This is a genomic window from Pseudomonas sp. (assembly GCF_030696055.1).
In the GTDB taxonomy this organism is placed as follows: Bacteria; Pseudomonadota; Gammaproteobacteria; order Pseudomonadales; family Pseudomonadaceae; genus Aquipseudomonas.
The window spans coordinates 1-10,891 of record NZ_JAUYNP010000277.1 but is presented as its reverse complement, the minus strand read 5'-3'; the positions used below and the strand labels follow the sequence as shown (position 1 = coordinate 10,891).

The following is a 10,891-nucleotide window of genomic DNA, read 5'->3' as shown; positions in this document are numbered from 1 at the left end:
GACCGCGATTATCTCGGTGAAGGTCCCGGACCCCAAGTTCAGCTCGCAGACCAAGGACAAGCTGGTTTCCTCCGAGGTGAAAACCGCGGTCGAACAGGAGATGGGTAAGTATTTCTCCGACTTCCTGTTGGAAAATCCGGGCGAAGCCAAAGCCGTGGTCGGCAAGATGATCGATGCCGCGCGTGCCCGCGAAGCAGCCCGTAAAGCGCGTGAGATGACTCGCCGTAAAGGTGCGCTGGACATCGCCGGCCTGCCCGGCAAACTGGCCGACTGCCAGGAAAAAGACCCTGCCCTTTCCGAACTCTACATAGTGGAAGGGGACTCCGCGGGCGGTTCTGCCAAGCAGGGCCGTAACCGCAAGACCCAGGCGATCCTGCCGCTCAAGGGCAAGATCCTCAACGTCGAGAAAGCCCGCTTCGACAAGATGATTTCCTCCCAGGAAGTCGGCACCCTGATCACCGCCCTGGGCTGCGGTATCGGCCGCGATGAATACAACATCGACAAGCTGCGCTATCACAACATCATCATCATGACCGACGCCGACGTCGACGGTTCGCACATCCGCACCCTGCTGCTGACCTTCTTCTTCCGTCAGTTGCCGGAGCTGGTCGAGCGCGGCTACATCTATATCGCCCAGCCGCCGTTGTACAAGGTCAAGAAGGGCAAGCAGGAGCAGTACATCAAGGACGACGAGGCCATGGATGAATACATGACCCAATCGGCCCTGGAAGACGCCAGCCTGCACGTCAACGAAAGCGCCCCCGGCCTGTCTGGCGGAGCGCTGGAGCGCCTGGTCAACGATTACCGCCTGGTGATGAAGACCCTCAACCGTTTGTCGCGTCTGTACCCGCTGGAGCTCACCGAGCACTTCGTCTATATCCCGCGGGTGGAAAGCGAGCAGCTGGCGGATAAAGACGCCATGCAGCACTGGTTGAGCCTGCTCGATGCGCGCCTGAAAGGCATGGAGAAATCCGGCCTGCTGTACAAGACCAGCCTGCGCGAAGACCAGGAACGTCATCTCTGGTTGCCGGAAGTCGAACTGATCTCCCATGGGGTTTCCAGCTATATCACCTTCAACCGCGACTTCTTCGCCAGCAACGACTACAAGACGGTCACCAGCCTCGGCGACCAGTTGAACAGTCTGCTGGAAGAGGGAGCCTACGTGCAGCGTGGTGAGCGCAAGAAGTTGGTCACTACCTTCAAGGAAGCCCTGGGCTGGTTGATGACTGAAAGCACCAAGCGCCACAGCATCCAGCGCTATAAGGGTCTGGGTGAAATGAACCCGGATCAGCTGTGGGAAACCACCATGGACCCGGAAGTGCGCCGCATGCTCAAGGTGCGTATCGAAGACGCGATCGCCGCCGATCAGATCTTCAACACCCTGATGGGCGACGCCGTAGAACCGCGCCGCGACTTTATCGAGACCAACGCCCTGGCGGTGTCCAACCTGGACTTCTAAGGCCGTTGTAGAGGGGGCAGTTGCTTGCCCTCCTCGCTCAAAGTTATGTCTCGCTGCACAAATAAAAACCCCGCTAGGCCTGCCCAGCGGGGTTTTTATTTGTGCGTTGTTCGGCGTCAGCTATGCAACTTAGTTGAGCTTGGCCTTGATGCTGTCCAGGGCGGCGATCCCGCACTGCTCGTCCAGATGGCCGCCTGGGGCCCCGCCTATACCCAGGCCGCCCACAACCTCATCGCCCACCTTGATCGGCATTCCGCCGGCCAGAATCAGGAAGTCGTCGATCATCGGCAGGTTCTGCGCGGCGGCATTCTTCTGCACGGTCTCCAGCACCTTGGAGGTTGGTGCCTTGATCGATGCCGAGGTGTAGGCCTTGCGCCGGCTGGAGTCGAGGGTATGCGGGCCGGCATTGTCGGCGCGCAGCACGGCCTGCACATTACCGGCACGGTCCACCACTGTGGCGCTGACCTGATAGCCCTGGGCCGAGCAGCTGGCGACGGCCGCATTGACTATCTCTGCGGCGAGTTGTTGGCCGATGGTCCGTTCGATCACAACGCTGGCCTGGGCCTGGATGCTGAGAGCGGCAAGGCCGCAGATGGCCAATGGGGTGAACAGTTTCATGCTGCCTCCTGGTTGCTGGATGACTGAGTGACGAAGCTGGATTCTGTCCTGCGGCCACTCGGCAAACCATAGACGCAGCTGCGGAGGCGAGTCGGTAAAACTACTTAGGGATACTCTTCAGAACCTGTTTACGATCTCGCGAGCTAGAGCCAGACAAGGCAAAAACAGCCGAGGAAGCGGAGTTTACGAGCTGTAAATGAGCATTCCGAGGCTGTTTTTAACGCCGGATGGCCGACGCGCAGCAGATCGTAAACAGGTTCTCAGGGCGGATCGAGAGCTAGCCAATACAACCTGACCAGTTGCGCCAGTGAGCTCACTTCGAGCTTGTCGAACAGGTTGGCCCGGTGCGTCTCCACAGTGCGTGGCGACAGGCTGAGCAGCTTGGCGATCTGCTTGTTGGACAGCCCCTCGGCGATACTCGCCAGCACTTCACGCTCGCGGCCGGTCAAGCGCGCCAGATGCGCCTGGGCCTGGCTGGACACCTTGCTCTTCTCGCGGCTGTCGATATGGGCGCGGATGGCGCTCTGCACGGCCTCGATCAGGGCCTCTTCGTCCACCGGCTTGGTGAGGAACTCCACCGCGCCGCTGCGAAAGGCGCGGCGGCAGGCGCTCAGGTCGCCGTGGCCGGTGAGCATGATCACCGGCAGATCGATCTGCTGCTCGGCCAGGCTTTCCAGCAACTGCAGGCCCGATTCGCCCGGCATGCGGATATCCAGAATCAGGCAGCCGATAACAGAGGGGTCCCAGCCGGCGCGAAAGTCCGCACAGCAGGCATAGTCTTGGCTGCGCACACCGACCGAGCGCAGCAGCAAGGCCAGGCTCTCGCGCACATCGGGATCGTCATCGAGCAGATAGACCACGGGGGATTGCTGGTACATCCAGGCTCCTTATGCAAATAGCGGTAGAGTCAGGCTGAGGATGCAACCGCCCGCTGGACCATTGCGCGCGCTCAGCTGGCCCGCCGACTGTTCGACGATGCTAGCGCAAATGCTCAGGCCGAGTCCGAGCCCGGCGGGTTTGGTGGTGTAGAACGGCTCGAATAGACGCTTGCTGGATTCCGCATCGAGGCCGGGGCCCGAGTCGCTGATCTCCAGCAACAGCTTCTGCCCGGCGCGCTGCAGGCTGATATGCAGATGACGCTGGCTCAGCTCGGCCATGGCCTCGCTGGCATTCAGTAGCAGATTGACCAGCACCTGCTCCAAGCCGACCGCATCGCCGAGCACCGGCGGCAAGCCGCCCGGCAGTGCGGTGCTGACCCTGATCTGCTGTTGCTTGAAGCTTTCCTGCAACAGCGCCAAGGCCTCCTCGACCACCGCCTTCAGCTCGACCGCAGTGGCCTGGCTGGTCTGCGGCGAGATAAATTGGCGCAGGCGGTGAATGATAGCCCCGGCGCGCTTGGCGTGGCGGGCCAGGTTGGCCGCGGCCTGACGCACGCCGGCTAGATCGGGCGGCTCATCGTCGATCAGGTGGGCCAGGGCCTGGCTGGTGGCCAGGATGGCGGTCAGGGGTTGGTTAACCTCGTGGGCGATGCCGGCGGCCAACTCGCCCATGCTGCTGATCCGCGAGGCCTGGGCAAACAGCAGGCGGCGCTGGGCCAGGCGCGAGCGCTGGTACTGCTCGAATGCCCAGAAGAACAGCGCGCAGGCCAGGCCGATAATCCCCAGCCCTGCCAGCCAGCGCAGCCAGGGCAAGGTTTCCGCCAGCGGTGGCTGCCGTGTGCTGAGGAGCAAGGGTTGCGAGCGGCTGCTCAGTGCCTTGTGAAACTCCAGCGGGGTGAGCCAGGGCCAGCTCTGCCGTTCGGCCGGCACCTGCCACAGCGTCAGGCCGGCGTCCGTTGTCAGCTGCAGGCTCATGGTCGCCGGCGGCTTCTCCTCGGCTTCGAGCAAGCGCTGGGTAGCGATACGGATGCTATGCACGCTGCCAGCCGGGCTTTTGCGCAGCAGGCGGAAATAGCCGTCCGCGTCCGCCAGCACAGTCAAGGCCCCTGCGCTGCTGGCACTGTCCAGCACAACGGCAGGCACAGCGGTCTGCGCAGGCGCATGCCCAGCCTCCATCTGTTGCCATTGACCATCCGCGCTCTGCCGATAGCGCTCGATGCCGGCGACCTGGGGGTAGGCATGCTGCAGGGCGACGGCGAAGCTCTGCAGCAGTCCTTGGTCCTGTTCCGCGACTGTGGCTTCGGCGGCCAGCAAGGCAGCGAAAATCGCCTCATGCTGTTCGGCCCTCTGAGTCAACAGCCGATGCAGGATGCGCGAGTCGGTTTCGAAGGTCTGAGCGTGGCTCGCCTGACTGTCGAGCAGCAGCCAGGCGCTGTAGAGCAGCATCAGCGCCAGTCCGCTGGCAATTGGCAGCCACCAGCGTCTGGCAAGGGTGGATTCAATAGGCATTTGGAATAACTCGGCCGATGGCTAGAAAACCCGCCGGGCTGATCTGTTGGTTTTTGACCAGGTTCTGGATAAGCAGCCATTGCCGCTGAGCGGCGCAGGCCGAAGTATTGGCGTTATCTTCAATAACCAGCGGCGCCCAGGCAAGCACAGCTTGCCTGGTTTTAGACCCGCTAGTTCTGATGACGAGCTGGTTTAGGCCAGCGGCACCCACCAGTAGCGCACGAAGTGGAAGAAGATAGGTGCGGCAAAGCACACCGAATCGAGGCGATCGAGCATGCCGCCGTGGCCTTCGATCATATGGCCCCAGTCCTTTACCCCGCGATCGCGCTTGATGGCCGACATCACCAGGCCGCCGGCGAAACCCAGCAGGTTGACGATAAAGGCCATCAACGCGGCCTGCCAGAAGCTGAAAGGGGTAATCCAGCACAGCAGGGCACCCACCAGGCAGGCCAGGCTGATCCCGCCGACAAAGCCTTCCACGGTTTTCGACGGGGACAGCAATGGGGCGATCTTGTGTTTGCCGAACAGCTTGCCGCAGACGTACTGCAGTACATCGGAGAGCTGCACCACTATGATCAGCCAGGCGATCAGCAGCAGATTGCGCCCTTCATAGCCCGGGATATCCAGGGTCAGCAGGGCCGGCACCGAGGAGATGCAGTACACCGCGATCATCAGCCCCCATTGCACCTTGGACGTACGCTCGAGAAAGCGCGTGGTGTCGCCCCCCAGGGAGGCCAGGATCGGCAGCAGGAGAAATAGGTACACCGGGATAAAGATGACGAACAAACCGTACCAGTCGAACGCGATCAGCAGGTATTGCATCGGCAGGGCGAAATAGAAGGCCGCCACCAGCGCCGGGTAGTCGCTACGCCGGGTTGGGGTCAGGGTCATAAATTCACGCAGGGCGTAGAAGGACACGCAGTAGAACAGCAGGATCACGCCGCTATTGCCGAATAGAAAGGCCGTGCCGATCACCAGCACCATCACCCACCAGGCGTTGATCCTGGCGTTGAGGTTATCTATGACCGGATTGGGTGCATCGCCGCAGCGGCGCTTGAGCAAGAAGCCGATGGTCGAGGCGAGTAGCAGCAGCGCACCGATACCGGCGAACAGCAACAGGGTGTTGTTATCCATCTCAAGCTTCCTCGGGGGCCATGGCCAGCAGGGCGTCGCGCGCACGTTCGAGGAACGCCTCCTTGCTTTCAGTTTCGAGCCGTTCCAGCGCTGCGCCAAAGCTCAGGGTGCACAGCAAGGGCAGTGGCAACGCCCTGCCCTTCGGCATCACCCGGTTGAGGTTGGCAATCCATACCGGAATCAGTTCGACCTGTGGGCGGGCCTTGGCCAGGTGGTACAAGCCACTCTTGAAGGGCAACAAGCCGTCTTCCAGATTGCGTGTGCCTTCGGGAAATAGAATCAGCGAGTCGCCGTTATCCAAGGCATCCAGCATGGGTTGCAAGGGATTGCTGTGGGGCGAGCTGCGCTCGCGCTCGATCAAGACGCCGTTGAAGACCTTGTTGATCAGGTAACGGCGCAGCTTGTCGCGTTGCCAGTAATCGGCGCCAGCCACCGGCCGAGTGTTGCGGCGTAGCTCATCGGGCAGCGCAGCCCAGAGCAGCACGAAGTCGCCGTGGCTGCTGTGGTTGGCGTAGTACAGGCGTTGTACCGGCTGCGCCGTGCAGCCGAGCCAGAGCGCACGGGCGCCGGTGAGCAGGCGTGCAGCCGAGGTGATGGCGAAGGCGGTCAGGGCGGCGAGCATGGACGGTTCCTTATCCGGTGATGGAAAGCCAGGGCAGGCCGAGGATGATCAGCCCGGCCAGCAGCAGTTGGGTCAATAACCAGAGTGCCTGCAGACGCAAGAGCCGCAGCGCGCCACGGCTGCGTTCGTCCCAGGGGCGTGCAGGCATTCCCGGCGGTTGCAGGCCGAGCTGAGCGAGGGCCTGATCGAGCTCGGCAGTACGGCTTGGCAATTGTTCCGGGGCAGCGGCCAGGCGCTGGAACAGCTCGGCATCCAGGGCCACGCGCAGCGCCCAGTACTTCTCTATCAAGCCCAGGGTTACCAGCAAGGCGCAGAGCAGGGCATTCAATGGCTGCGCGGCGGCACCCAGCAGCGGCGCCAGGCCTAGCAGCAGGGCGAGCAGCGTCAGCCCGCTGGACAGGCAATCCAGCGAGCGGCCACGGCGCAGCAGGCTGGCCACCACGTGCAGATGCATCTCAGCAGCCATGGGCAACCGCCAGCTCATCCTGTGGTTGCTTGCGGCTGAGCTGCAGCATGTCGCTGAGGGCGTGCTGCTGGGCCTCGGCCAACACTACTTGCGGCCGCGCCAGGCGTAGGCGTTCGATTGCCTCGGGCACATCGCGGCAGCGACCGCTGTACAGCAGCCAGGCCGCCACGGCGGTGGCGCTGCGGGAATAACCGAGGGCGCAGCACACCAGCAACGGCCCTGGCTGACGCAGGGCTTCGATGGCTTGCGCGGCGTGCAGGCAGGTTTGCGCGCTGGGGGCGGTCAGGTCCAGTACTGGCAGTGAGCGGTAGGTCTTGCCTTGAGTGTTTACCGGCAGCTCGGCGCAGAGATCGAGCAGGGCGTTGAATCTATCGGCCTGCCCCGCCGCAGGAATACGCCCGAGCCAAACCCCCTCGCCTACTTCATCGGCGTGCGCTTGGGCCCGGGTCCAGAGCCGCGAATTCAGCCAGGCCGCGGCTAGATAAGGCGCGAGCAACCAGCAAGAGGCAGTGCTCAGACGGCCATCGGCACCCTTCTGGAAACCCTCGGCGCCGAACAGGGCATAGTTCAACGCCACCAGCAGCAAGGAGCCGATCGGCCATAACAGCCATAACCAGGCGCCTCCTAGGTTTACCGCCAGCGCCGTACCCAGGGTGGCGCCCAAGCCATAGCGCAAAGCCAGGCGCCAGCGCTTAGGATCGCGCGTCAGTTGCCAATGCTGCAGCGGGCTTGGCGCGGCGAGCGGCCATAACCAGACGCACAGCCAACCGGCCAAGGCGCCTGTGGGCAGATCGATAAAGTGATGCTGCCAGGTAGTCAGTACCGACAGGCCGATCAGGGCCATCCAGCCATGCAGCAGGCCGCGCAGCCACAGGCCGCGGGTATGCCGGGCGAACATCACCCAGATGATCACCAGCAGGGCGATATGCAGCGAGGGTGCCTGGTTGAAGGGTTTGTCGAAGCCCATCAGCACATCGAACATCTGGCCGAACAGGCCATCCAGCTCGGGGCGCTCGAAGGTGAAACGCAGCGGCCAGAGCAGAAAACAGCCGATGCACAGCAGCTGCACGCTGAGCAGGCGCAAGGCATGGCGATCCATCTCGCGGCGTGTAGCGGGCAGCAGGAAGGACAATCCATAAAGCAGGTCAATCGACCAGTACGGAACGATAGTCCATGGCCAGAGTGGAATCTGGCTTTCCCAGGCGAATACCAGGGTGCCGACATCCTCGCGCTGGCCAGTCAGCCAGTTGGCCAAGCTGTAGCTGGCGAAGAACAGCGGGGCGAGCAGCAGCAGCCAGAGTACGCCGCGCTTCCACAGCCCGGCTTCGCGGGTAACCGAGGCACTGTTCATCAGGACACCCGTTGCGCCAGGGACACGCTGAAGATGCCCCATTCATCGATGCGCTGGGTCAGCTTGCGGAAACCCGCGGCCTCGACCAGCTGGTCCATCTCCGCCTGGCTGCGCCGGCGCATCACCCAGGCTTCGCCGCCGCGATGGCTGGTCAGGGCGCGGGCGATCAACTCCAGCTGGGGATGCCAGGGCTGCCCGGTGTACACCAGATAACCGCCCTTTTCCACGGCCGCCGCCAAGCCGGCCAGGGAATCGCCGACCATCTGGTTGCTGCCGAACAGCTCATACAGACCAGAAACCACCGCCAGGGTCGGCTTGGGATTCAGTGCCGCCAGGTCGTTGCGATCGAAGGCATCGCCTTTGACGAAGCGGGCAATCGCCCCCAGGCCTTTCTGCTCGATCAGCGCGGCACCGTCGCGCACGTTGATATCGCTGTAATCGCGCAGCAGGATCGAGTCCGGTTGCTGCTCCACACCCTCCAAGGCCTCGAGGATATAGCGGCCATGACCGGCGGCGATGTCGAGGATACGCACCGCGCTGCCCTGCTCGCGCAGTTTGCCCATGGCCAGGCGCAGCAGTTCCTCGGCGTGCAGCTTGCGCTGGCGAATGCCGCGCCAGCCGATGGAGTTGAGGTAGTTCTGATCGATCATCCGGCCCAGGGCCGAGGTGCCGGCGGGCTGGTTGCGGTAGACGTAATCGAGGGTGCTGCCGGAGTCGAAACCTGTGGCAAAGCCCAGCTTGACCCCATCGGCCAGGCCGCTGCCGAGCTTGAGCCCGGCGCGGGTGGCGCGCCAGTAGAGGTCGCCGAGGGAGTTCTTCGGCAGCGGCGCCGCCAGGCTTTCCGCCTCGGCGCAGGTCGCGCCCAGGCGGTCGGCATCCAGCAAGCTGGGGCGCGCCACCGGCTCTTCGAAACATCGCAGGAGAAAGCGCCGGGCGCGGCTCAAGGCATGGCTGCGATCACGTTCGCCGAGGGTGTCGTGGAAGAAGCCGGGGAGTATGTGCTTCTCCTTGCGCAGGCTGCCGAGGCGCTCGAAGAACTGCTCCTGGGGCTTGCGCTGCACCACGAAGTCGGCCCCGGAGATCAGCAGCTGAGTGGGAATCTGGATCGCCTGGGCATCGGCGACCACCCGCTCGGCGGCGTCATACAGGCCGAGCAGCATATTCACCGAAATCGCCCGGGTGATCAGCGGGTCGTTGTCGAAGGAAGCGATACGCGCCGGATCATGGCTAAGGAACTTGGCTTTGACATAGCTGTTGACGAAGAAATTGCCGCGCAGCGCCCGCATCAACTGCAAACCCGGCCGGGCAAAAGGCACATAGAGCTTGACCTTGAACGCCGGCGAGGCGAGCACCAGGGCGCGGATCTTCGGCGCATAGTCATGGGCCCAGGCCGAGACCAGCACGGCACCGACGCTCTGCGCCAATACGGCGAGGTCTTCCACCGCCAACCCATGGCTGGCGCTTATATGGTCGATAAAGCTCTGCACGTCGCGCACGCTGGTGGCAAAGCTGGGGCTGTCGCCGCGTTCACCTGGCGACAGGCCATGGCCGCGGGCGTCCCAGGCGAAAAAGTCGTAATCGGCCAGATCCAGTTCATCGACCAGATGGGCCATGCGCCCGCCGTGTTCGTGACCGCGGTGGAACATCACTAGGGCGCGCCGTGCTGTTGCGGATGTAGTCGAAACGGCGGGCCAATGGCGATAGCACAGCTCGACGCCGTCATGGGTGGTAAAGCTGAGGTGTTGGGCTTCGCGCATCGAGATGTCCTTATTTCGAATCGACAGAGCGTGCGGCTTCGGCCAAGCCTTGGCGCACGCGGTTATAGAGGGTGTAGAGCAGCAGGGCGAGAATCAGCGCGAGCAGGCTGTTGATCCATAGGGGCGGGAGCAGACCGCAGGCCACGCCGGCACCCAGCACGCCGAAACACAACGCCCTATCGCTTTTCCCCATGGGGCCGTCGTAGCGCCGCGAGGCACCGACCATGGGCCCGAGTACGCCAGCGTATTCGCTGATCAGGGCCGCCAGTACCAGCGTCACCACCAGCAGCGGCGAGACGCCGGGCAACAGGGCGAACGGCAGGAACAGGGCGCTGTCGGCGATCAGGTCGCAGAGTTCATTGAGGTAGGCGCCGAGTCTGGACTGTTGGCCGAATTCACGGGCCAGCATGCCGTCCACCGCGTTGAGCGCCATGCGCAGCAGCATCCACAGGGGGATCAGGGCAAACAGCCAGCTGTGCTGAGGAAATGCCGCCAGCAGGACGCCGAGCAGTACGGAAACCACGGCGGCGGCCAGGGTCACCTGATTGGCGGTGATGCCCATGGCGTGCAGACGGGTTACAGCGGGGCGTAACAGGTTCTGAAAACGTGGCTTGAGCTGGTAGATCGACAGCATTCAGCAGAATTCCCTTTCGATGCGGTGATGGGTCGAGTCAGCTTAGTTGCTTTAGCCGGCGCGCAGTGGCCGAAGACTGTGCGCGAGTGCTTGATTCGCCAACTCGATATTCAGCGGGTAAAACTTATACCCAATGGCCGAGCCTTCCTGGCTCGACTTAAAGGTTTTAGTAATCAGCTAGTTGAGTGGGTTAATAGCAGTCTGCCGGTATTTGACGCACAGCTTATCCACAAGTGGCCTAGGGTCTGTTGACGTTTCGCAGCGAGCCGCGTTGCTGCGCCAAATTGCGCCAGGCAAGGCGCTGGACGCCGGCAATGGTCGTTCCCTTGCCAAGTCCTGCAACACCGCCTGGCGCAATTTGCCGCGCAACCCGAAGGGCCGGGCCTGTTTTTGCGCGCTGCTGCGTTTCTCGTCACTTATTTGGAATGACCAAACTACGCTCCTCGTGCCTGGCCCCGCGCAA

Annotated in this window: 12 protein-coding genes; 2 read left to right on the top strand and 10 right to left on the bottom strand. The window is 63.0% G+C overall.

Translation table 11 applies throughout. The features are described from left to right. The coding region (locus Q8Q83_RS16410; RefSeq protein WP_305625199.1) for a toprim domain-containing protein at window positions 1-1,459 on the top strand (1,459 nt) is incomplete at its 5' end. A gap of 129 nt (window positions 1,460-1,588) precedes the next feature. Here the strand turns inward: Q8Q83_RS16410 and Q8Q83_RS16405 are convergent. The 10 genes from Q8Q83_RS16405 to Q8Q83_RS16360 all read right to left on the bottom strand — a co-directional run bounded on the left by Q8Q83_RS16405 (window position 1,589) and on the right by Q8Q83_RS16360 (window position 10,428). After that, the gene (locus tag Q8Q83_RS16405; RefSeq protein WP_305625198.1) at window positions 1,589-2,077 is read right to left on the bottom strand and encodes a heme-binding protein; all 489 of its coding nucleotides are present in this window, start codon (window positions 2,075-2,077) and stop codon (window positions 1,589-1,591) included. Window positions 2,078-2,337: 260 nt separating this feature from the next. Continuing rightward, window positions 2,338-2,955, bottom strand: coding sequence for a response regulator transcription factor (locus tag Q8Q83_RS16400; protein ID WP_305625197.1), 618 nt, complete (start codon window positions 2,953-2,955; stop codon window positions 2,338-2,340). Between the two features lie 9 nt (window positions 2,956-2,964). Then, window positions 2,965-4,464, bottom strand: coding sequence for an ATP-binding protein (locus Q8Q83_RS16395; protein WP_305625196.1), 1,500 nt, complete (start codon window positions 4,462-4,464; stop codon window positions 2,965-2,967). Beyond that, on the bottom strand, window positions 4,454-4,612 hold the full coding sequence (locus Q8Q83_RS16390) for a hypothetical protein (RefSeq protein WP_305625195.1): 159 nt from the start codon (window positions 4,610-4,612) through the stop codon (window positions 4,454-4,456). Before Q8Q83_RS16390 ends, Q8Q83_RS16395 begins: the two co-directional genes overlap by 11 nt. A gap of 44 nt (window positions 4,613-4,656) precedes the next feature. Continuing rightward, window positions 4,657-5,598 carry a phosphatidate cytidylyltransferase gene (locus tag Q8Q83_RS16385; protein ID WP_305625194.1) on the bottom strand — a complete coding sequence of 314 codons (942 nt, stop codon included), beginning with the start codon at window positions 5,596-5,598 and terminating at the stop codon, window positions 4,657-4,659. 1 nt (window position 5,599) lies between these two features. Then, a complete protein-coding gene (locus tag Q8Q83_RS16380; RefSeq protein ID WP_305625193.1) occupies window positions 5,600-6,220 on the bottom strand; it encodes a 1-acyl-sn-glycerol-3-phosphate acyltransferase in 621 nt (206 codons plus the stop codon). Between the two features lie 10 nt (window positions 6,221-6,230). Beyond that, window positions 6,231-6,686, bottom strand: coding sequence for a hypothetical protein (locus Q8Q83_RS16375; protein ID WP_305625192.1), 456 nt, complete (start codon window positions 6,684-6,686; stop codon window positions 6,231-6,233). Further along, complete coding sequence (locus Q8Q83_RS16370; protein WP_305625191.1) at window positions 6,676-8,037, bottom strand: phosphatase PAP2/dual specificity phosphatase family protein; 1,362 nt, start codon at window positions 8,035-8,037, stop codon at window positions 6,676-6,678. Before Q8Q83_RS16370 ends, Q8Q83_RS16375 begins: the two co-directional genes overlap by 11 nt. Next, entirely contained in the window at window positions 8,037-9,794 is a 1,758-nt protein-coding gene (locus tag Q8Q83_RS16365; RefSeq protein WP_305625190.1) for a bifunctional alpha/beta hydrolase/class I SAM-dependent methyltransferase, read from the bottom strand. Before Q8Q83_RS16365 ends, Q8Q83_RS16370 begins: the two co-directional genes overlap by 1 nt. 10 nt (window positions 9,795-9,804) lie before the next feature. Then, window positions 9,805-10,428 carry a CDP-alcohol phosphatidyltransferase family protein gene (locus Q8Q83_RS16360; protein ID WP_305625189.1) on the bottom strand — a complete coding sequence of 208 codons (624 nt, stop codon included), beginning with the start codon at window positions 10,426-10,428 and terminating at the stop codon, window positions 9,805-9,807. 271 nt (window positions 10,429-10,699) lie between these two features. Here Q8Q83_RS16360 and Q8Q83_RS16355 point away from each other — a divergent pair. Then, the coding region (locus Q8Q83_RS16355) for a hypothetical protein (RefSeq protein ID WP_305625188.1) at window positions 10,700-10,891 on the top strand (192 nt) is incomplete at its 3' end.